This is a genomic window from Arsenicicoccus cauae, from assembly GCF_009707125.1.
Taxonomy (GTDB): Bacteria; Actinomycetota; Actinomycetes; order Actinomycetales; family Dermatophilaceae; genus Arsenicicoccus; species Arsenicicoccus cauae.
Genome location: NZ_WLVL01000019.1, coordinates 38541 through 59789 on the forward strand (window position 1 = coordinate 38541; position 21249 = coordinate 59789).

Below are 21249 nucleotides of genomic sequence, written 5' to 3' on the forward strand. Positions count from 1 at the left end.
CACCGAAATCTACCCAGGAGGTCCCGATGTGTCGCACAGGTGGGCGCCGATGCCCGAACACCAAGTCAGACAGCCGTCGTACCGAGAACCGCGCTTAACGCCTCGGCACCAACACCGCGGTCCTTCGGGGGATGCCGGACGCCTGGACCGCGTCGCCGCGTGACGGTGGGTCCGTCGCGGATCGAGTCGAAGCCGCCAAGACCCTGACCGACCCCGCCTTCATCGAGATCGCCCTGCGGGACAGCCAGGACGTCGCTGTAGCCACAGCCGAGCATGCCCCACTCGCTGGTGGTGGCGTTCCGGGTGCTCAGCGCGACCGTCGGCGCCCTGGCTCACTACCTGCTGGTCATCCTTGCCGTCTGTGCGGCGTGGACCGGCGCGGGCAGCGTCGCCGACAACGTCATGACCGGCGCCATCGGTGTGGTGGCTGCCCTGGTCCTGATGGAGCGGTCCCTCGCCCACCGGGGTGCCCGCCTCGACGTCCGCCGGGTCGCGCGTTCGACCGAGCGCCGAACGCTGATTGCCGCCGGGATCGGCGCGGTCATCGCGTACCTCGTCGCCGGTCTTGACTCCGCCATCACGGGCGCCGCCCTGGTCTGGCTTGCCCTGGGTCTGCGCGATCACCTGGAGGCGGCAGCCCGTAAGCACCGCATCGGTTCGCAGGTCGCCGCCGCATTGGGCGTCTCGGATGGCGTGCTGGCGGAGACGATGTGGGACGCCGGGCGTGACGGCACCGTCACGGTGACCGTGCTGGCAGCGCTGGCAGCAGGCGCTGCCTTCCTCTGGATCCGGAGGAAGCGCGCCTGATCCGGGTAGCGGAGCCCCGGACCGTCGGTCCAGGGCTCCGTCACAGCTTCGAGTCGATGAGACCGGCTTCGGTCCGGAGGTCGTATAACCGGCGCTCCACCTCGGCGAGCGCGCCGAGGAAGTACCAACGCTGCTCGCGCAGTTGCTTGAACCGACGCCTGCGTATCGAATCCGACTCCTTCGAGTGCTCACCAGGCACCGTGCCCGAAGGAACGACCCGCATGTCGTAGAGGGCATCCACGGGGTGACCCACTCGCTCCAACTCGGGTTCCAACGTTACCCAATAGCCGTCAAGTGCACTGATGAGTTCCGTTACCGCTTCGCGCAATTCGTCATCGTAGACGCGCATCCAGACTTGGGGGAGCCTATCCTGCAGGGCGCGCAGGCGGTCGCCGAACAGGGTGCTGCTGAACCGCTCCTCGTCACCATCAAGCGCATGTAACGCTCGGCGCGGGCCGGACCTCTCGGACAGCCCGCCAATAGCATCGTCCAGCAATGCGATGTCGGCTCGCACCTGCCTGAGCCGAGTCTCGTCAACCGCGGCCTTCAACCGGTCATCTTCACGGCGTTGACGGAACAGGACGATGCTGCAAGCCGCGAGGACGAGGGCGCACAGCCATCCAGCCTCCCCGTGCTCGCGAGCGAACCGGCGGGCGGGGCTCAGGGCGGGCAGCGCGCCCGTTACGTCGGCAATCATGGCGACCCCGGCCAGAAGCAACGCGATGACCGGCCCGAGCCATGACTTTTGGCGCATGGATGAAGTGTGGCAGGCAAACGACCGTTTCCCCTGCCAGGTGGTCGCGTCGCCCGGTTCGCGGGCGCCCACGCAGGACGCGGTGGCAGGAATCCCGTCAGCAAACCTCATGGCAGCCAAGCCCTGACGGTGATGAGTTTGCTGCCACTGACCGGAGGGAACACCAAAATGCTGCTTGGGTACGCCAGAATATCGACTGCCGGTCAGGATTTGTCCTTACAAACCGACGCGCTCGGCGCCGCCGGATGCGAGCGGGTCTGGACGCACGTTGCCAGCGGCAAAGCGCCCACCGGTCGCTGGTCTTGATTCCCTCGTCGAGCATGCCCGACCCGGCGACATGCTCGCCGTTTGGCGTCTCGACCGTTTGGGTCGCGCTCTCGACGTGGGCGTACGGATCGATTCGCTGGCGGATCGCGGCGTTGGCTTCCGAAGCCTCACCGAAGGGCTGGACACCACGACGGCCAGCGGTCGGCTCGTCACCCTGGTCCTGCTCGCGGTCGCCAATGCGGAGCGCGAGGTGCCGGTCGAGAGGACCTATGCCGGGCTGGCGGCTGCTCGGGCGCGCGGCCGGACCGGTGGGCGACCGACCGTCATGACACCGGAACGAATCGGCGTTGCGACTGTCATGCTGGCTGGCACACGGCGGTCAGCGGCTGGGTCAGGCGGGAATCCCGCTGAAGCCGTCCCCCTCGGGGGTCACCAGGAGCATCCCGACGGACGCGACCAGGGCACGAAGGTCGGGACCGGGGTCCCCGGGCAAGACCACGGCTAGACGCGGGGGCAATTTATCGAAATACCTTACGTAGTCGAAGAGTTGACCAATCGCCATGCGCACGTCTTTGCGCTCGATCCCGGCCTTGACCTCGTACAGGACATTGGCAGTGACGTCATAGGTGTCGGTGTACATCCCCGCAATGTGAACGCGCCCAACTTGGTGGCCGAGGCCGCGCAGGTGGGCTTGAAGCCCGGCCATCAAGCCAGCCTCCAACCGGGCCGCCGTGCCTGCTGGACGGGCAGGCGTGTCGAAGCCGTCGGCGACGTTCTGCTCGCACGGGACGACTTCGACGGCCGGTCCGCCAGACGTGGACGCGTGCGTCCCCTCCACGGCATCCCCCTGAGGCGGGTGAAAGCCCACCAGCGCCAGGCGCGGCAGCGCCCTCACGCCGTGAAGGTCGGCTGCTGTCACCACCGTCTCGTCGACGTGGAAGAAGGCTCGCCCCATGACCGCCTTGGCCGGGTACGTCCTCCCCTGGTGCTCGATGCGGTTCCGGATGTTCTGCTTCCCGAACTTGTATCTCGCGAGGAACTCGGCCTCGGTCAGGGCATCGCACTCCCTGATGGACTTGAGCACGGCGTCACCGGTGAGCCTGGGCAGTTGCACCATGTGACACAGAGTAGCGACCTAGGCACATCATCGCGGGCGAGTTTCCGCAGGTCATGAGGCTTCGTGCGCGTCGATGAAGACTTTTGGGGGTCGTTAAGCGAGACTTGCCCTGTCGTACATGTGTGCTAAGGAGCCTCGTGACCGCCCACGCCTTCACCTTCGCCGACCTCTTCGCGGGCATCGGCGGGTTCCACGCTGCGCTGAAGCACGCCGGTGGGCACGCCGTCTTCGTCTCGGAGATTGACCGCGAGGCGCGCGAGACCTACCTCGCGCGCTGGGTCAACCAACTTCCCGAGGACGAGAAACCCGTCATCAACGAGGACATCAACCAGGCCACCCCAGCGGACGGTCCGCTCGTGGGCGTGCCGCAGCGCATCGACGTCCTCACGGCCGGCTTCCCCTGCCAGCCCTTCTCCAAGTCAGGCAAGCAGCAGGGGATGGAGGAGACGAGGGGGACACTGTTTTTCAACATCTGTCGCATCCTCGAAGAGCGCCGTCCGCCGGTCATCTTGCTGGAGAACGTTCGCAACCTCGTAGGTCCCCGGCACACACACGAGTGGCACGTCATCGTCACGCAGTTGCGTGACCTCGGTTACCGCGTCTCTGGCACCCCCTCCGTGTTCTCGCCGCACTTCTTGCCGCCATCCCTTGGCGGGACCCCTCAGGTGCGCGACCGCGTCTTCATCCTCGGCACGTACGTCGGCAAGGAGCAAGCTTGGGCAGACCGGGATGTGTCCCCGACGCTCGTTCGCGGGCCGGTGGACGGGTGGGACCCCAACCGCTGGCGGATCGACTGGGCACTCGACGACGAGGACGAGATCGGCGACCTCCATCGGTACGAACTGACGGCGTCCGAGCGTGAGTGGGTCGACGTGTGGGACGACCTGGTGCAGCGGCTCCTGGAGGTCCGCGACGGTGAGCGCCTGCCCGGCTTCCCGCTGTGGGCTGACGAGTGGCGCACTGTCGCAGAACTATTCACCGCTCACGACCTCGATACCTTGCCGACGTGGAAGGCGGACTTCCTCGTCAAGAACGCACGCTTCTACGAGCAGCACCGTGCAGTCATCGACTCGTGGCGAGCCGAGCACCCGGAGTTCGACACGTTCCCACCGTCCCGACGCAAACTCGAATGGCAGGCGCAGGACACCGGCTCTCTGTGGGAGACGGTCATGCACTTCCGCCCCTCCGGCATTCGGTGCAAGCGCCCCACCTACCTGCCTGCCCTGGTCGCCATCACCCAGACCAGCATCATCGGCAAGCGTGAGCGGCGGATCACCCCGCACGAGGCAGCGCGCCTTCAGGGGATGCCGCGCGACTTCACCTTCGGCAACCAGCGAAACGCCGCCTCGTACAAGCAGGTGGGTAACGGCGTCTGCGTCGGCGCAGCCTGGTACGCGCTGCGTCAGCACGTCCTTCAGGACGACGGCAGCATCCCGGAGCACATCACCGCAGCCATCCTGGATCCCGACAAGGTCAACCCCAGCCCGGACTCCCTGTCGCCGCAGGCTGTCGAGGCGGAACAGTCAGTCCACGAATCCGGCCCAGAGCCGGTGGCCGCGAAGGGCGGGGACGCTCGGTCGGTCTCGCTGGCGTAGGGGTCCCATGAGGGTGCGGTCGCGCAGCACGTCAGCGTAGGACGATGCCCAGAGGTGCGGCTTCACCAGAACCTCCAGGCTCGACTCGTGCACGGCGATGGCGCCACGGTCGAAGAGCACGTGGACGTCGGCTCGCAGACAGATGCCGTTCTGCAGGTGGTTGTAGGAACGCCCCCGGTAAGGCGCGATGTGCGCCGCCTGAAGAGTTGCGACCTCGTCGAAACCTGTTATGGCGCAACGTCCTCCGTAGGCATCGAGGATAGCACTCCGGAACTGGTCCTGAGCCTCGCGTTGCGCCGTCTCGATGAGGCGCCGCGTGCGCTCATCACCGAGCACGGTGGGGTCGAACTCGGGCAGGTCGTCGTCCTCAGGCAGCAGCGAGGACGGTGCGGGCGGTGCGGGCGGCGCCTCTCCCGGCACGCCGTGCCTCGCCACCCCGTCGTGGATGTCGCGGAGCACCTCGTTCGTGACCGTGTCGCCCGGCGAGAACTTGCTGTCCGGCATAGGGCTACGCTGCGCGGCTTCCCAGGTCGCCCTGATGAGGTCGCGCTTCGACATGAACTCCGCGCCCGGAACGCCAAGGCGTTCCGCGACGGCGAGCAGGAAGTCCTTCCGCACCGTGCCGCCGTTCGAGGCGGTGAAGTGCGGGATGCCGAGCAGGTCCGACAGCGTGGCCATCTCCCGGCGCTCCGGGTAGTCGCGCCCGTACTCCCTAGCCACCGAGCACCTGCCGCTTCGCCGCGCTGAAGTCCTCATCGGTGAGCACGCCCGAGTCGCGCATCGCCGCCAACGCACGAATCTCGTCTACCACGGAGCCTCCCCGCTTTGGCTCCGCCGCCGTGAAGATGCCGCTGAGCCGAGGGAAGCGCTCTGGACTGACCAGGCCCTTGGCGAAGAGCAGCGCGGCGTCCTCCTTGCCTCGATGCTCGTTCTCCGGCACACGAAGGGGGATCACGCACGACGGCCGCGCGCGAGCGTGGTCAGCGATGGGACGGAACGCCAAGGTGGTGCCGTCTGGCTGCGCCTTCACCTCGGCGGCGACGTCGTCATGGACGGCAGGATGAACGAGGACGATGCCGGGCAGTCGCGGGTGGATGAAGATGGTGGGGTCCGTGAGCCCACGTCCTGCGCCACCAAGACCGTTGGTGATGCGGAACGCCGTGGGTTTGGGCTGGAAGGACGCCTTGACGCTCCACAATCCGCGTGCCTGATCCTGCAAGTCCTGAAGGTCGAAGCCGTCGACGTTGTGCCCGCCGGGCGCGCTGAGGATGCCGGTCGACCAGGCTGCCGCAGCGACGATCCACTCGACGCTCGCGCCGACCACGAAGCGGTTGCCCCGGTCGGAGGGGTCGCACCGGTCGATAAGCAGTTGCAGGCTGTTCTCGACCTCAGACCGGACGGCATGGTCACGCCCCATGCTCGCCCGCAACTCATCGAAGGCCGGCGACCCGGACGTGCCGGATTCGCCCACCCCGAGCGTGAGTTGGCGTTCCACAAGGTCACAGTACGAAGATCGGCGCCAGGTGGCCACCTGGCGCGCGGCATCACGACCGCCTCAACGCCTCGTCCACCTGATTGCCGCCTCCGTCGGCGCGACGTGCTCCCAGATGGGGATCACTTGCCACCCAGCCTCGTCGAGCGAGCGGTCCGTCGGCGTCACGCGCCTTGTTCGCCGCGAACTTGGCGCGCCACCACTCCAAGTTTCTGCGTGGCTCCGTGCCGTGCTCCGGGCAGTCGTGCCAGTAGCACCCGTCGACGAAGACGGCGAGGCGCTGCCGCGTGAACGCGATGTCCACCGAACAGCGCCGGTTTCCTGGCACCAGGTAGATGACCCGGAACCGCCTACCCCGCCGGTGCAACTCCCGCCGCAGACGTCGAGCTTAGCGTTATGGGGCTCAAGTGAATTCACGTAGATGTTCTTTGCGCCTTCGATGCCACCAGCGTAATTGCGGTGGATGACTTCACCCTCTAGAGTAAAGATGGGGCGACCATCAGCGGACATTTGCTGATTGCCATCCTTGAGTTTCGGTTCACCCGAACCTGTACCAGTGACCTTCACCATTAGAGGGAAGGCTTGTGTTGAAGTAGGGACCCTCCGGAAGTATCAAAAATGAAGGAATCGATGTCCATAGTGGCTATCTCTTTTCCTTTAAGCCACTACCAGGATAAGCCCTACGTATCCCTGTTCTCTACAAAGTCCCCAAACCCTTTTTTAAACACGTTCGAAATTTCAGTGGAGGGCTGATCAACCGCCGCAAGATTCCAGTTGGCACTCGGGTGCCGTCTTGGCAGTCTTAAGCGCGTCCTGCATGGGGAATGATGCTGGGTCTAGCACCCATCGACTCGAATCCTCCGAAACTTCCGCGCTGGCATCTTGCGTGAGTTTGACCCGAGGCGCAGGGCAATTTCCGGTCACATAGGACTCGGTCCCTAAGTCGGGACCGGTCAACTTCATGTATTGATCAGTGCTGGGTGGAGTTTATTTCTTGTTTTTTCCAGTGACGGTAGGAGCCGAGCACTGAATGCAAAACCATTCTTGCGGCTGTACCCTTCGATAGACGGATACGGACATGTCAGACTTGTCCAATCTGTTGAGGTCGATATCGCCCGATTTGTCCGGGAATCGCACTGCGCCCTGCACGAGGAATGGGGCGTTCGACGTGGGGTCAATCTCCACCACAGTGGGGCAGTTACTGGCAAACCAAGCCTTCACTGAATCGGGGGCGCTGCCCGCGATACTGCTGCTGGAAGCCTGATCGGGCGTGGTAGCAGTCCCTGCCTGAGATGCTTGCGACTGTTCTGGGGACGCGGAACAACCAACTGACAAGGTGACGAGCAGGGCGGCGCTGACCATGCCGAGGGCAGATGAGGTTTTCATGCGCCAACCCCATCTGGCGACCGGCTCGCACATGTCGGGCCGCTCAGCCAACCGAGAGTCCTATGACGCGCTAACGGAGTACTCCGCCGTGGTCATCCCCGCCACGCGCAGACCCACCACCCGAGCCTCCCCCCACCGCCCGCGAAGCCACCACCGGACGCGACCCGTGCACCTCACCAACGACTGGACCATGACTGCCTCTCCTCCTGCTCACCTGGCTGGACGAGTCCATCGTCAGGAAGGGTGGGCCAGGAGGACAGGGCGAGCCGCGCGCCTGTGGACGAGGCGTGCCGGGACGCGACGAGCTGTGGACAAGGACCCGTTCGGCACGGGTTCCGGCTCGATGCCCGCCGGGCTCAGGACTCGACGTAGGTGCCCTGGTGCTGCTCGGCGAGCGCCCGGAAGCGCGTCCTCAGGCCCTCGACCGCCCCGCCCCCGTCGGCGTCCGGGAGCCGCGAGTCGGTGATTCGCACGGTCCAGCCACCGGGGCCCCCACCCACCTCCACCGGGTCGAAGCCCTCCTCGCGGAGCTGGGTCGCCACGTGGTCGGCGACGCCCTCGGTGGGCAGGACCAGGACGTGCGGGGGCTGAGTGCTCACGGTGGACTCCTCCGGTGCGGCAAAAGGACGACCACCACATCCTCCCCTACGGGCCCGCGAGGACCGGCGGCTCGCGAGCCCATCGCGCACCGTGACGGCTCCGCTCACCTTTCGTCGCGGGTGGTCACTGTCCGCACACGTGCTGGCGGGCTACTTGGCCCCTCCGGGGTATTTCCGCTCTCCATTGGGGTTGCCTCCGCCGTCAACCAGGGCGTGGGACGGGTCTCCCCTGCTGAGATAGGGGCACGCCATCACGCAGCGTGCCGACGCCGCTGCGGACCGCCCCTCCAGGAGTGCACGTGCGCAGGTTCACAGCGATGCTCATCGCCTCGGTCGCCGCCGTCACGGCCGGGCTCGCGGGCGCCTCGACCGCCCAGGCCGCCGGGACCGACAGCACCCATGCCGTGTCGGGGTGCCCCGTGCGCACCACTTCACCGATGCTCTCCCGCCTCGGCGACTCCAACGAGTACTTCCCGGTTCCCAACGGCGGGTTCGCCCTCTGGGGAGCAGGCCGGAACGGCATCTACAGCCTCGCCCTGGAGAACGAGCCGTGGTACGTCAACCGGGCCGCGCTCACAGGCTCGCTGCGGCTGTGGCCGGGCGACTCCACACGCACGGCAGAGCTGTGCGTCGGGGAGGGAGAGGACTCCTTCCGCTTCTTCTACAAGGGCACGGGACAGGTCGGCAGCCGGCTGCTCGTCCGCACGACCGTTCGCTCGGAGACCGGGACCTATACCTACGGCACGACCCTCGACGCGTCCCGCGCCGGGTGGCAGCTGTCCCCCGTGGTGCCCGTGCCCAACCACGCCACCGACACGGTGCAGCAGCTCTCCATCGCCTTCGTCAACACGACCCCCTTCGACTCCGTCCGGACCATCCTCGTCGACGACGTCCTGATCGACCCATGGCGATCTCGGAACGGCTGACGAGCAGGCCGATCGAGCCCTGGCACCAGGAGGTGGCGGGGGCGTCGCCATACCCCTCGCACGCGTCCGCACCTCCCTTCCGCAACCCCGAGCCACGGGACTACGACGAGCAGTGGCGCGATGCGTCCGTCGGCGCGCGCATCCTGTCGCTCCTGCCCGGCGCGCTCGCCATCGTCGCGGCGGTGCTGATGGCGACCCTGGCGTACACCCCGCCGAGCATGCGGTGCGTCCTGGTCGGAGTCGGCCTCGGCCTCCTCTACCTCGTGGCCTTCCGGTCACCGTTCGAGTCCTCGGTGGGGGGCTCGGTGCCCACCCAACCTGTGCTCATGGGGCTTCTTCTCGCCACCCCGCTGCCCGGCGTCGGCCTGACCGTCCTGGTGGCCGTGCTCCTCGGTGGCTGGCTGGACGGGCGGCGCGGACCACGAGCGTTGCTCCTCGAGGCCGGCAACGCCCTGCACGTCGTGGCGCCGGTCGCGGTCCTGTGGAGCACCCGCGACCCGGGCGGCATGGTCCAGGCCGGCCCTGCCGCGCTCGTCGCCGCCGTCGCGGCGCAGCTGCTCCTCGACGGGCTGTCGGCCTCTTTTGCGGACCGTTGGCTCGGGACGCCCCTGCGCGAGATGGTGCGACCGCTGCTGTGGACGTGGAAGCTCGACGTCCTGCTCGCCGTCCTCGGCTGGGCCCTGGTCGTCGCCGTACGCCCGCACCACCCCCTCGCGCTGGCGGTCCTGGCCGTCCCGATCCTGCTGGTGCGCTTCTTCGCGAGCGACCGGGAGACCTATCTGGCGCAGTCGATAGCCATGCACGACGCGTATGCCGCAGCCAGCGCCGCAGCACGCCGAGACATCCTGACCGGGGTCGCCAACCGCCGCGGCTGGACGCAGGCCGTCGCCGAGGCCCAGGACCGCGTGGCCGACACGGCACGACCCGTCGTCGCCACGGTGCTGTGCGCCGACCTCGACCGGCTCAAGGTCGCCAACGACGTCTACGGCCACGAGCTGGGCGACGCTCTCATCCGCGACTTCGCGCAGGTGCTGCGCGACTGCGTCCCGTCCGACGCCACGGTGGCCCGGCTCGGCGGCGACGAGTTCGCGGTCCTGACCGTCACCCCCAGCCGCCGTGGCCCCGTCGACCTCATCGGGCTGGTCCAGGAGGCGGTGCAGGCGCACAGCTCCGACCTGCCCGTCCGGCTCTCCGCCTCCCTGGGCCAGGCCAGCTGCGGGCCGGGGGGCTGCATCGGGCAGACGCTGATCGAGGCCGACGAGGCGTCCCGGCTGGACAAGGAGGGCCGCCGCGCCCAGCGAGGGGCCGGCGGACTCGACTTCCCGCCGGGGGCGCCGGGGGCGCGCGGCCAGGGTTCTCCCAGCGGCATCCGGGTCTTCGTCCGCTGATTGCCGCTGAATGGCGCCAGGGCGTGCGCCATTCGCCGCAAAATGTCTCCATTGGGACGTCAGGGGCCGCCTCATGTCGAGGACGCCGTGCGTCGCGCCGACCACTCGGCCGCCGTGGACAAGGCGGCCCGCAGGGTCCACCGGCTCCCCTCGGACCGGTGAGCTCAGCGGGCGAGGGACGAGGCCATCCCCAGCACGACGGGCACGATCGTGGTCAGCACGAAACCGGGCAGGAAGGTCAGGCCCAGGGGCAGCGCGAGCCGCGCCGAGAGCACGCCGGCCCGCTCGCCCGCCGCCTGGGCCTCAGCGTGGCGCATGGCCGTGGCCGCCTCCCGCAGCAGCCCGGAAGGGGGCACGCCCGCCCGCTCGGCCACCACGAACGCCGCCGCCACCTCGTGCCATCCGGCTGACACGAGGCGCCACGCCTCGGACGGCGACACCCCCCAGCGGACGGCCGCCGCCACCACCCGCAGCTCGTGGCCTGCCCGCCCACCCACCACCGCCGCCACCACGTCCAGGGCATCGAGCAGGCCGCAACCGCCGGAGAGGGCCACCGCGAGCAGGTCCGCGCTCTCGGCGACCTGACCGACGAGCAGGGGGCGATCCCGCCCCAGCCGAGCAGGCCGTGCCTGGGCCACCGGGACCCGGTCGGACCCGTCGCCGGTGGGGGGAGGAGCGAGGAGCACGGCGGCGACGACGAGCGCACCCACGGCCAGCGCGAGCTCCGAAGGGCTCATGAGACGACCGTCTCTCTCTGCGCCACCGCAACCTGACGCGACACCCAGCGATGTCCCACCACGGTCAGGACCACCCCGACCGCGCTGCAGGACAAGGCCGTCGCCGAGCCGTAGACCGCGCCGACGTCCAGCCCGAGGCCGAGAACCGCGAGCGGCCCCGCGAGGGGCAGGGCGCTCAGCAGCCGCCCGGTCGCTCGAGCACCCGCCACCGCCCCGCCCACCGCGCCGTCCTGCGCCAGCTGCTGGCGGCTCGAGTCGAGGGCCGCTCCGACGGCCCCACGCACCGGGGCCCCGACCTCGCTCGAGACCTGCAGGGCGTGCGCGACCGAACGAGCCACCCGGCCGCCCTCCGCGCAGCGCAACCACGCCTCGTGGGCCTCCTCTCCGGCACCGAGACGGAGCTCCACCCGGGCCGGGTGGTCGGCGGCGCGCGTCACGACCTCGTGGGCTGACCGGACGTCGAGCCCCGCCCCGAGCGCCGACGCCAGCGCCTCCGCGACGGCCAGCCGCTCGGTCTCGTGCTCGAGGGACCCGTGGGGCGACGGCCCCCGAGCCAGCCCCCGGACCCTGGTGAGGCCGCGCCCACGTCCAGCGTCGGGCCCGCCCCGGCCCGAGCCGTCGTCCCGCGCCCAGGACGAACGCCTCGGCCAGGTCCACAGCAGCAGGGCCAGGGCGCTCAGGATCCCCACGCCCACCGCGATCGGGCCGTCGGGGGTCATGGCCTCGCCTCCGGGACGACCTCGACGAGGAGCGGCAGGCCGGGGCCGGGGCGCACCCCGGCGTCGCCGTCGTGCGTGAGGGCGGGCAGGACGACGGGGCGTCCGTCACCCTCCGGGGACAGGACGGCCACCTGACCGACCCGCCTCACGCCGAGGGATCTGGTGAGGTGGATCACCAGGCGCAGACCGCTCCGCGCCTGCGCCCACACCGCGGACGGTGGCATCGCCGCCAGGGCACCGAGGGCCTCGAGCCGGGAGACCACGTCCGTCGCGGAGTTCGCGTGCACGGTGCCGCAGCCGCCCTCGTGGCCCGTGTTGAGGGCCGTGAGCAGCTCACGCACCTCGCCACCGCGGACCTCACCCACGACCAGGCGGTCCGGCCGCATCCTGAGCGCCTGCCGCACGAGGGCGGTGAGGTCGACTCCCCCGGCCCCCTCGACGTTGGGGTGGCGGGCCTGCAGCCGGACCACGTGGGGGTGGCGCGGTGCGAGCTCGCAGGCGTCCTCGACGAGGACGATGCGCTCCTGCGCGGGGACCAGCGACAGCATCGCGGCGAGCAGGGTGGTCTTGCCGCTGCCCGTGCCACCGGTGACGAGGTGGGCGACCCGGCGTGCCACGACGCCCCGCAGGGCGCGGGCGATCCAGGGGTCGACCGCGCCACGGGCCTCCAGGTCGTCCAGGGTCCATGACTCGGAGCGGGGCACGCGCAGGGACACATGGGTGCCGCCGGGGCTGATGGCCCCCACCACCGCGTGCAGGCGCACCCCCGACGGGAGGACGGCATCCACCCAGGGGCTGGCGTCGTCGAGCCGTCGACCGACCAGGCCCGCCAGCCGGGCGGCCAGGGCCCGCACCGCTCGGTCCTCACCGAGGTCCAGCGGCACCCGCTCCAGACCCGCTCCTCGGTCGACCCACACCTCGCGCGGGCCGTTGACCAGGACGTCCGTGACACCGGGCTCCCGGAGCAGGACCTCCAGCGGACCGGCGCCCAACGTGTCGCGCAACACCCGGCCCAGCTCGTCACGCACCCCCTGCGAGCCGAGCACCACCCGATCACCAGCGACAGCCTCGCGCACGCGACCGACGTCAGGCCCCACGCCCTGCTCGATGTCGGTCCAGGCCCCCGGCGGCAGACTCATGCCGCACGCTCCTCGAGGACGGCGGCGAGGAGCACCTCGTCGGCGAGGTCCCGCAGGGGCCCTCGGACGCTGCCGGGCACCACACCGCGGTCCAGGCAGGCCTGCACCCCGCGGTCGCTGCGCAGCACTCCGAGCATCGGCAGGTGGAGCAGGTCGGCGATGCAGGCCGCCGCGTCCATCCCCTCCGTGCGGGCCACGACACCCGCTCCCACCGCCGTGACCTGGCGCAGCAGCACGGAAACCGCGGCTGCAGCGGCCACCTGGCTCGCTGCCCCACCGGCCACCACCGCGAGCAGGTCGTGCCCGAGCACGGCGGCGGGCCAGCCTGAGGACACGGTCGGCGGGAGGTCGTGGACCACCACGTCGACGCACCCGTCCAGTCCGCGGCGCAGTGCCTCCATCGCGTCCGGGGGTACCTCGTGGGGCTGCCGCCGGTCGCACGCCACGACGCCGACGCCGCGCACCACCGGCAGTGCGGGCAGGAGCTCGGTCCCGTCGAGGGCGCCCCGGGCCCGGTGCAGGTCGGGCCACCGCAGTCCCGCGACCTGCTCGGCCCCCAGCACCACGTCCAGCCCCCCGCCGGCGCTGCGATGGTCGACGCAGACCACGCTGCGCCCCGACTGGGCGGCCCGCAGGCCGAGCGCCGCCACCAGCGAGCTGGCGCCCAGGCCGCCACTCGCGCCTTGCACCCCGATCGAGATCGTCATGCGGTCAGGGTGGCGGCTGCCTTCGGCATCGAGCGAGCGGAGGGGCCGCCCCTGTGGACAACGGGCCACGGGAACGCGACGACCTGGGGACAACTGCGTCGGGAAGTGACCAGTCGCGGACGAAGGGGCGCACCAGCCCCGCCCGGAAGTGACCAGTCGGCGGAGGGGTGCGGACATGGGGCGACCCCCGTCGGGGGGGGGTGACGGGGGTCGCCGTGCATAGGCTCTGGGGGGGAAGAGCCCATGCACTGCGCTCGACCCGAAGGGAGCGCGTACATCCATGATGCGTCGGACCCGGACAAATGACTAGTTAGCACCTCCATGACGGCCTGAAAGTCACCCGTATGGCCTACGTGGATGCACTCAGCGAGGCCCTACATCGATGAAGGTGACTCCGTGGCTTGTCATGACTAGTCCGACGTCGGGGGCCGACGGCCACCAGGGACGACGCCGACCGGGTAACGGCGTCGGTCCACGGCGGCCCAGCCGTCACCCGAGCCGACCCGTGAGGACGGCGTCCGCCACCCGGGTGCCCTCCGCCGCCGCCGCGACCATCGCCTCGCAGCAGTGCAGCAGCCACAGCCGCACCCCGTCCTGCGTCCCCGTGGCATAGGCGGCGAGCGCCCCGACGTACGCCGTCTGACCGAGGGACCGGTGACCGGCCTCGGGCACGGCGACCCCGGTGGGGTCGAGGCCCCCCGCCTGCACGACCACCCGCTCCAGCGCCCGCGCCACCAGACCGTTGCCGCGCTCGAACGGCCGCACCACGGCCACCTCGGCGTGCACGAGCGCGCCGACCACGCCCGCGGGCACCGGCCCCACCGCACGCAGCAGCCCGACGATCCCGTCCAACCTCCCCGCGACGAGGCGGGCGTCGACCGGCTCGCCCAGCTCGACGAGCTCGGCACAGCCCACCCCCGGGTCGCGAGGACGCCCGAGCCCCGACGCCGCGACCCCCAGCGGCGTCGCGGCCGCCGTGTGCAGCCTCGCCACCACCTGCCTCGGCGCGGCCGAGAGGACGCCGCGCAGGTGCTCGGCCTCGGCGGTCACCTGCACCGCCCCGCGCACCACCTGCTCGTCGGGCAGCGGGTCCGCGCGCCACGTCAGTGCGCCCCGGCTGAGGTCGCGGACGGTCTCGAGGGGGAGCTGGATCCCGTCCAGGAAGGCGTTCTCCCGAGCCCCCCGCACCCGCGACTCGGCGGCGGCCTCGGGGATGCGGCGACGCAACGCCTGGTGCCAGCGGAGCCGGGTGCAGGCCTCGCGGGCCTCCTCGACCGCGTCACTCACCCCCGGCAGGCGCAGCAGGGGCTCGACGGAGATGGCGACGGGGGAGCTCACGGGGTCAGCCTAGGGACTCACGCCCTACCATCGGTCCATGCTCGAAGGGCCCGCGCGCAGCTCCGCCGTGCTGGTCGCTGTCCTCGCGGCCCTCCTGGTCGTCGCCGCGTGGTTGGCGCTGCGGGTCGTGCGCGTGCGGCGCACCTTCTCCTCGCCCGCCGAGGAGGCCACGTATGACGCCCTCCACACCGCGGGGCTCGCTGCACCGCACCTCAAGGACGGTCTCACGCCCGAGGGCAGCGCGAGAGCCGCGCGACACCTGCGAGCCCTGCTCGGGGTCCCCGCCCTCGCGATCCTGGACACCCAGACGCTGCTCGGATGGGACGGCACGGGCGAGCGGCACGCCCCCGGTGCCGTCGACCTCGTCGCTCAGGTCCTCGCCACGGGGGACCTCGAGGTGCTGCGAGGGCTGGCCTGCGTCGACGAGGACTGCCTCATCCGGTCGGCCGTGGCGGCCCCGATCGTCAGCGACGACACCGTCATCGGGGCCCTCGTGGCCTATGCCCCGGACGTGAGCTACGGCCTGGCGCGCGCCACCCGCGAGGTCGCGAGCTGGGTCTCCACCAACGTCGAGCTCGCCGAGCTGAGCCGCCAGCGCACGCGCACCATGGAGGCCGAGCTGCTGGCGCTGCGGGCCCAGATCTCCCCGCACTTCGTCTACAACTCGCTCGCCGCGATCGCGAGCTTCGTCCGCACCGACCCCGTCCGGGCCCGCGAGCTGCTGCTGGAGTTCGCCGACTTCACGCGCTACTCCTTCCGCAGCGGCGGCGCCTTCACCACGCTCGAGGAGGAGCTGGTCAACATCCAGCGCTACCTCACCCTCGAGCAGGCCCGCTTCGGGCCGCGGCTCAAGGTCGACCTCGACATCGCGCCGGAGGTGCTGGGCAGTGCCGTCCCCTACCTGTCGGTCCAGCCGCTCGTCGAGAACGCCGTCCGCCACGGCCTCGAGCGCAAGGTGGGCGACGGAACCATCCGGATCACCGCGCGCGACCTCGGCACCGTCACCCAGGTCATCGTGGAGGACGACGGCGCGGGGTCCGACCCGGAGCGCGTCAGATCGGTCCTCTCCGGGGAGCACGACGGCGACAACGTGGGCCTCGGCAACGTGGACGCCCGCCTGCGCCAGGTCTATGGCGACGCCCACGGCGTCGTGGTCGAAACCGCGCCAGGGGCGGGCACCCGGGTGACCTTCACCGTGCCCAAGTGGGCTCCCGGCGTGCACGCGGGACAATAGGGGGCACCATGGCCGAGCAGCACGCAGACGTGACCCGACCTCGCCTCGCCGCGCTCGTCGTCGACGACGAGCCACCGGCGCGGGACGAGCTCGCCTACCTGCTGGGGGAGGACCCCCGGCTCGGGCGGATCCACCTCGCGGGCAGCGGCGCCGAGGCCCTCACGATCCTGGCCCAGCACGCCGTGGACGTCGTGTTCTGCGACATCAGCATGCCGGGGCAGGACGGTCTCGAGGTGGCGCGGGCGGCCGCCGCCCAGCCCGAGCCGCCGTCCTTCGTCTTCGTGACCGCCCACGACCAGCACGCCGTCGACGCCTTCGAGGTCGACGCGATCGACTACGTCCTCAAGCCCGTCCGCGAGGAGCGCCTGGCCGAGGCCGTCCGCCGGGTCGTGGCTGCGCGGCCCGCGCCCGCGCCGCCACCCGCCCCGACGCAGCCTCAGGACGACGACGAGGTCATCCCGGTCGAGCTCGCCGGCGTCACGACCTTCGTCAAGCGGTCCTCCGTCATCTACGCCCAGGCGCAGGGCGACTACACGCGCCTGCACACCCGCGACAGCAACCACCTCGTGCGCATCCCGCTGTCCACCCTCGAGGAGCGCTGGGCCTCGGCCGGGTTCGCCCGCATCCACCGCAGCACGCTGGTGTCCCTGGGCCACGTCACCCAGGTGCGCACCGACAAGGGCCACTGCTCGGTCCTGCTCGGCCCCGTGGAGCTGCAGGTCTCGCGGCGTCACACCCGCGCCCTGCGGGACCGGCTCGGCCGGCCGGGCGAGGCCCGGCGCCGGGAGAGCCCGACGGCGTGACCAGCCCGACACCGCCGCGCGTCCGGATCACCTCGCCCCGGCGCAACGCCGCCCGACGCACAGCTGATGCCCGACCCAGCACGCGGGAGATCGACGAGGACACCGGCCTCGGGCAGGTCTACATGCGCACCTATCTGCGCGAGCTGCGTCGACTGGTCGCGGCCGCCCTGGCCTCCGTCGTCACGCTGCTCGTGGGGCTTCCCCTGACCTTCGCGGCCGTGCCCGGGGCCGCCGACCTGCGGCTGCGGTCCGGCGTCACGGTGGCCTGGCTCCTGGTCGGTGTCGTCATCTACCCCGCCCTGTGGGTCCTCGGCCGGGCGTACTCCCGGGCGGTCGAGCGCGTGGAGCGCGACTTCGCCCGCGCCGTCGCCCGCGACGACGCCGCACCGCCCGTCAGCGAGTCCACCGGCGGCGGGTCCACCGGCGGCGGGTCCACCGGCGACGCGTCGTGACGGCGACCCTGCAGCCGGCATACGGCATCGTCGCCGTGGCGACGGTCTGCCTGCTGACGCTCGGCCTCGGGCTGCTCGGCGCCCGCTCGAGCCGCACCACGAGCGACTTCTACGTCGCCTCGCGGGCGATCTCGCCGCGGCGCAACGCCGCCGCCATCACCGGCGAGTACCTCTCGGCCGCCAGCTTCCTCGGCGTGGCCGGCTCCTGTGGGCCGACGGCGCGGACCGCCTGTGGCTGCCGGTGGGCTACACGGTCGGCTACCTCATGCTGCTCGTCCTCATCGCGGCCCCGCTGCGCCGGTCGGGGGCCTACACGCTGCCGGACTTCGCCGAGGACCGCCTCGAGAGTCGACGCGTGCGCCGGGTCGTGTCCCTGCTCGTGGTAGTCATCGGCTGGGTCTATCTCCTCGTGCAGCTGCAGGCGGCGGACCTCACGCTGCGCTTCCTCACCGGCGCACCCCCCTGGCTCGGTGGGGTACTCGTCGGCACCGTGGTGCTCACCGTCGTGAGCGCGGGCGGCATGCGCACCATCACGCTCGTCCAGTCCTGGCACTACTGGCTCAAGCTGGCGGCGCTGTGGCTGCCGGCCCTCGTGCTGCTCGTCGTGTGGGTCCGCTCGGGCGCCCCCGGGCCGGACCTGCCCCCGGAGCGGCTCGAGACCTGGTCCGAGCCGCTTCGCGGGTATGCCGGAGGAGCCCACCCCCTCTACACCGTCTGGTCGACCCTGCTGGGCCAGGCGCTCGGGACGATGGCCCTGCCCCACGTCGTCGTGCGCTACTACACGATCCGTGACGGGCGTGCGGCCAGGCGCACGACCGTCACGGTGATCGGCCTGATCGCCGCGTTCTACCTCGCGCTGCCGCTCTACGGCATCCTCGGCCGCGTCTACGTCCCCTCGCTGCCCGCGGGCGCCTCCACCGACACCGTCATGCTGCGACTGCCGTCGAGCGCCCTGCCCGGGGGGACGGGCGACACCCTGACGACCCTGATCGCGGCCGGAGCGTTCGTCGCGTTCCTGTCGACCGCGAGCGGCCTCGTCGTCGCCGTGGCCGGCGTGGTCGACCAGGACATCGTCGGACCGGCCCTGCTGCGGGTGACCGGCGGTGATGTCGACCGGCTGCACAGCTTCCGCGTGTCCGTCGCGGTCGCCGTGCTCGTCCCCCTCGCAGTGGCCCACCTCATCCCGCACGTGGGCGTCAACACGCTCGTCGGCATGGTCTTCGCCGTGACGGCGTCGACCTTCGCGCCGTTGCTGGTGCTCGGCGTGTGGTGGCCGCGTCTGTCACGCGCCGGCACCCTCGCCTCCATCGGCGTCGGCGCCGCCCTCACCGTCAGCGCCTCGCTGATCAGCCTCACCGGGCCAGGCGGCGACGGCTGGGCAGGCGCCCTGACCGCGGCCCCCGCCGCGTGGACCGCCCCCGCGGCCTTCCTGGTCGCCGTGGTCGTGTCCCTGCTGACGCCGGGCAGCGTCCCGCGCGGCACCTCCCGCACCATGGTGCGGCTGCACACCCCCGAGGACGTGCGCCTCGACCGGTCCGCGCGCCGGTCCGCCGCCCGGTGACGGGCCGCCGTCGGGTCGGGCGTCTCGGCGGACGACCTGGTCCGGACCGCTTGCCGAGCCTCACCGACCGCTCGGCCCGTCGTGATCGCGTGCCTCTCGTCCACGGCCGGTGGCCAGACACACAATGACGGTCGGCACGACGACGTGCCGATCCCCCACTCCCGCAGGAGGCACCGCGTGAGCGCCACCAAGCCCACCCGCGACTACAGCGCCGCCTATAGCGACGTGCAGAGGTCGCCCGAGTTCCAGGAGCTGCGCTCGCGGCTGCGGTCCTTCGTCTTCCCCATGACCGGCGCGTTCCTCGCCTGGTACTTCCTCTACGTCATCTGCGCCGCGTTCTTCCCGGCATTCATGAGCACGAAGGTGATGGGCAACATCAACATCGGCCTGATCTTCGGCTTCCTGCAGTTCATCACCACCTTCGCGATCACCATCGTCTACGTCCGCTGGGCCGACCGGGTGTTCGACCCCCGGGCCGAGCGGGTCCACCAGATGGTCGAGGAGAAGGGCCTGGACGACTGATGACCACCACGATCCCCGCGGGCATGGTCCCCGCCGCCGCCAGCAGCCAGGTCGGCTCTCCGCTGCTCAACATCGCCATCTTCGCGATCTTCGTCATCGTCACCCTGGCCGTCGTCATCCGGGTCTCGGTGGGCAGGAAGAAGACCGCCGGCGAGTACTACACCGGCGGCGCAGCCTTCTCCGGGCGGCAGAACGGCATCGCCATCGCGGGCGACTACCTGTCCGCCGCGAGCTTCCTCGGCATCGCCGGCGCCATCGCCGTCGCCGGCTACGACGGCTTCCTGTACTCCATCGGCTTCCTCGTCGCCTGGCTGGTGGCGTTGCTCCTGGTCGCGGAGCTGCTGCGCAACACGGGCCGGTTCACGATGGCGGACGTGCTGTCCTTCCGGCTGCGCCAGCGTCCGGTGCGCATGGCCGCCGCCACGTCGACCCTCGCCGTGTCCTTCTTCTACCTCCTCGCCCAGATGGCCGGCGCCGGTGGCCTCGTGTCGCTGCTGCTCGGCGTCAAGTCCTGGGCCGGGCAGGCGATCGTCATCGCGATCGTCGGCATCCTGATGATCACCTACGTCCTCATCGGCGGGATGAAGGGCACCACCTGGGTGCAGATCATCAAGGCCTGCCTGCTCATCGCCGGCGCCGGGCTCATCACCGTCTGGGTGCTCGGCAAGTTCGGCTTCAACCTGTCGCAGGTGATGCAGAGCGCCGTCGACAGGTCGCCCAAGGTCGGCGAGAAGCTCCTCAACCCCGGCCTGAAGTACGGCAAGACCACCATGACCAAGATCGACTTCATCTCGCTGTCGATGGCCCTGGTGCTCGGCACCGCCGGCCTGCCGCACGTGCTCATGCGCTTCTACACGGTCCCCACGTCCAAGGAGGCCCGCAAGTCGGTCGAATGGGCGATCTGGCTGATCGGCCTCTTCTACCTGTTCACCCTGGTCATCGGCTTCGGCGCGGCCGGCCTGGTCGGCCCCGGCGCCATCCTGGCCGCTCCCGGCAAGGAGAACTCCGCGGCGCCGCTGCTGGCCTTCCACCTCGGCGGCTCGGTCTTCCTCGGGATCATCTCCGCGATCGCCTTCGCCACCATCCTCGCCGTGGTGGCCGGCCTCACCATCACCACCTCGGCGACGTTCGCGCACGACATCTACAACATGGTGATCAAGGAGGGCAAGGCCACCCAGGAGCAGGAGGTCAAGGTCGCCCGCCGCGCCGCCATCGCCGGTGGTGTCGTCGCGATCATCGGCGGCATCCTCGCGAACGGGCAGAACATCGCCTTCCTCGTCGCCCTGGCGTTCGCGGTCGCCGCGAGCGCCAACCTCCCGACGATCCTCTACTCGTTGTTCTGGTCGAAGTTCACGACCCGAGGAGCGCTCTGGTCGATCTACGGCGGGCTCGGGTCGGCGATGCTGCTCATCCTGTTCAGCCCCGTGGTGTCCGGCAAGGTCGACGCGACCGGCAAGAGCCTGTCGATGATCACCAACCCCGCGATCGACTTCCACTGGTTCCCCCTGGACAACCCCGGCATCGTCTCCATCCCGCTGGGCTTCCTGCTCGGGTGGCTGGGCTCGATCACCGACAAGGAGAAGCCCAACGCCGAGAAGTACGCCGAGATGGAGGTCCGGTCCCTGTCCGGCCACGGCACCGCGGGCGCGATCCAGCACTGACCCGCCCCCCACCATCGCCGAGTGGTCACCTCCCGACGTCGGGAG

The 21249-nt window shown here is 70.6% G+C and carries 22 protein-coding genes; 11 read left to right on the forward strand and 11 right to left on the reverse strand.

Annotated features, from left to right (window positions below):
- Window positions 1–273: 273 nt before the first annotated feature.
- Window positions 274–807, forward strand: a complete 534-nt coding sequence (locus tag GGG17_RS05165; protein ID WP_154592706.1) for a hypothetical protein — start codon at window positions 274–276, stop codon at window positions 805–807.
- Window positions 808–847: 40 nt separating this feature from the next.
- Here GGG17_RS05165 and GGG17_RS05170 read toward each other — a convergent pair whose 3' ends face one another.
- The gene (locus GGG17_RS05170; RefSeq protein WP_154592707.1) at window positions 848–1561 is read right to left on the reverse strand and encodes a hypothetical protein; all 714 of its coding nucleotides are present in this window, start codon (window positions 1559–1561) and stop codon (window positions 848–850) included.
- Window positions 1562–1736: 175 nt separating this feature from the next.
- Between GGG17_RS05170 and GGG17_RS17325 the strand changes: the two genes are divergently transcribed.
- Window positions 1737–2333, forward strand: a complete 597-nt coding sequence (locus tag GGG17_RS17325) for a recombinase family protein (RefSeq protein WP_446471667.1) — start codon at window positions 1737–1739, stop codon at window positions 2331–2333.
- On the opposite strand, the gene GGG17_RS05180 is transcribed toward GGG17_RS17325, so the two are convergent.
- Window positions 2220–2945 carry a ScoMcrA-related endonuclease gene (locus GGG17_RS05180; protein ID WP_154592708.1) on the reverse strand — a complete coding sequence of 242 codons (726 nt, stop codon included), beginning with the start codon at window positions 2943–2945 and terminating at the stop codon, window positions 2220–2222. The genes GGG17_RS17325 and GGG17_RS05180 overlap by 114 nt on opposite strands.
- A gap of 137 nt (window positions 2946–3082) precedes the next feature.
- Here GGG17_RS05180 and GGG17_RS05185 point away from each other — a divergent pair, with 137 nt between their 5' ends.
- The gene (locus GGG17_RS05185; RefSeq protein WP_311966435.1) at window positions 3083–4540 is read left to right on the forward strand and encodes a DNA cytosine methyltransferase; all 1458 of its coding nucleotides are present in this window, start codon (window positions 3083–3085) and stop codon (window positions 4538–4540) included.
- On the opposite strand, the gene GGG17_RS05190 is transcribed toward GGG17_RS05185, so the two are convergent.
- The 4 genes from GGG17_RS05190 to GGG17_RS05205 form a co-directional block, all read right to left on the reverse strand.
- Window positions 4469–5260, reverse strand: coding sequence for an HNH endonuclease (locus GGG17_RS05190; protein WP_195849120.1), 792 nt, complete (start codon window positions 5258–5260; stop codon window positions 4469–4471). The genes GGG17_RS05185 and GGG17_RS05190 overlap by 72 nt on opposite strands.
- Entirely contained in the window at window positions 5253–6035 is a 783-nt protein-coding gene (locus GGG17_RS16850; RefSeq protein WP_154592711.1) for an SHOCT domain-containing protein, read from the reverse strand. The genes GGG17_RS05190 and GGG17_RS16850 overlap by 8 nt, the downstream gene beginning before the upstream one ends.
- A gap of 49 nt (window positions 6036–6084) precedes the next feature.
- On the reverse strand, window positions 6085–6360 hold the full coding sequence (locus GGG17_RS05200; RefSeq protein ID WP_311966436.1) for a hypothetical protein: 276 nt from the start codon (window positions 6358–6360) through the stop codon (window positions 6085–6087).
- Between the two features lie 1414 nt (window positions 6361–7774).
- Window positions 7775–8017, reverse strand: a complete 243-nt coding sequence (locus tag GGG17_RS05205; RefSeq protein WP_154592712.1) for a hypothetical protein — start codon at window positions 8015–8017, stop codon at window positions 7775–7777.
- Window positions 8018–8316: 299 nt separating this feature from the next.
- Here GGG17_RS05205 and GGG17_RS05210 point away from each other — a divergent pair, with 299 nt between their 5' ends.
- Window positions 8317–8943 carry a hypothetical protein gene (locus tag GGG17_RS05210; protein WP_154592713.1) on the forward strand — a complete coding sequence of 209 codons (627 nt, stop codon included), beginning with the start codon at window positions 8317–8319 and terminating at the stop codon, window positions 8941–8943.
- Window positions 8922–10331, forward strand: coding sequence for a GGDEF domain-containing protein (locus GGG17_RS05215; RefSeq protein WP_154592714.1), 1410 nt, complete (start codon window positions 8922–8924; stop codon window positions 10329–10331). The genes GGG17_RS05210 and GGG17_RS05215 overlap by 22 nt, the downstream gene beginning before the upstream one ends.
- A 164-nt stretch (window positions 10332–10495) precedes the next feature.
- Here the strand turns inward: GGG17_RS05215 and GGG17_RS05220 are convergent, their stop codons facing one another.
- From GGG17_RS05220 to GGG17_RS05240, 5 genes are all read right to left on the reverse strand, one after another.
- On the reverse strand, window positions 10496–11068 hold the full coding sequence (locus GGG17_RS05220; protein WP_154592715.1) for a type II secretion system F family protein: 573 nt from the start codon (window positions 11066–11068) through the stop codon (window positions 10496–10498).
- Window positions 11065–11787, reverse strand: coding sequence for a hypothetical protein (locus GGG17_RS05225; RefSeq protein ID WP_154592716.1), 723 nt, complete (start codon window positions 11785–11787; stop codon window positions 11065–11067). The genes GGG17_RS05220 and GGG17_RS05225 overlap by 4 nt, the downstream gene beginning before the upstream one ends.
- Complete coding sequence (locus GGG17_RS05230) at window positions 11784–12926, reverse strand: TadA family conjugal transfer-associated ATPase (protein WP_154592717.1); 1143 nt, start codon at window positions 12924–12926, stop codon at window positions 11784–11786. The genes GGG17_RS05225 and GGG17_RS05230 overlap by 4 nt, the downstream gene beginning before the upstream one ends.
- Window positions 12923–13633: a CpaE-like family protein gene (locus GGG17_RS05235; protein WP_154592718.1), complete on the reverse strand. Its 711-nt coding sequence runs from the start codon at window positions 13631–13633 to the stop codon at window positions 12923–12925. Before GGG17_RS05235 ends, GGG17_RS05230 begins: the two co-directional genes overlap by 4 nt.
- A 489-nt stretch (window positions 13634–14122) precedes the next feature.
- Entirely contained in the window at window positions 14123–14971 is an 849-nt protein-coding gene (locus GGG17_RS05240) for a Fic family protein (RefSeq protein ID WP_311966437.1), read from the reverse strand.
- Window positions 14972–15008: 37 nt separating this feature from the next.
- Between GGG17_RS05240 and GGG17_RS05245 the strand changes: the two genes are divergently transcribed.
- From GGG17_RS05245 to GGG17_RS05270, 6 genes are all read left to right on the forward strand, one after another.
- Window positions 15009–16205 carry a sensor histidine kinase gene (locus GGG17_RS05245; protein ID WP_154592719.1) on the forward strand — a complete coding sequence of 399 codons (1197 nt, stop codon included), beginning with the start codon at window positions 15009–15011 and terminating at the stop codon, window positions 16203–16205.
- An 8-nt stretch (window positions 16206–16213) separates the two neighbouring features.
- A complete protein-coding gene (locus GGG17_RS05250; protein ID WP_154592720.1) occupies window positions 16214–17008 on the forward strand; it encodes a LytR/AlgR family response regulator transcription factor in 795 nt (264 codons plus the stop codon).
- Window positions 17005–17460 carry a hypothetical protein gene (locus tag GGG17_RS05255; RefSeq protein WP_195849121.1) on the forward strand — a complete coding sequence of 152 codons (456 nt, stop codon included), beginning with the start codon at window positions 17005–17007 and terminating at the stop codon, window positions 17458–17460. Before GGG17_RS05250 ends, GGG17_RS05255 begins: the two co-directional genes overlap by 4 nt.
- A 241-nt stretch (window positions 17461–17701) precedes the next feature.
- Window positions 17702–19021 carry a sodium:solute symporter family transporter gene (locus GGG17_RS05260; RefSeq protein ID WP_311966438.1) on the forward strand — a complete coding sequence of 440 codons (1320 nt, stop codon included), beginning with the start codon at window positions 17702–17704 and terminating at the stop codon, window positions 19019–19021.
- Between the two features lie 177 nt (window positions 19022–19198).
- Complete coding sequence (locus GGG17_RS16300) at window positions 19199–19543, forward strand: DUF485 domain-containing protein (RefSeq protein WP_311966439.1); 345 nt, start codon at window positions 19199–19201, stop codon at window positions 19541–19543.
- Entirely contained in the window at window positions 19543–21204 is a 1662-nt protein-coding gene (locus GGG17_RS05270) for a monocarboxylic acid transporter (RefSeq protein ID WP_154592722.1), read from the forward strand. The genes GGG17_RS16300 and GGG17_RS05270 overlap by 1 nt, the downstream gene beginning before the upstream one ends.
- Window positions 21205–21249 lie beyond the last annotated feature (45 nt).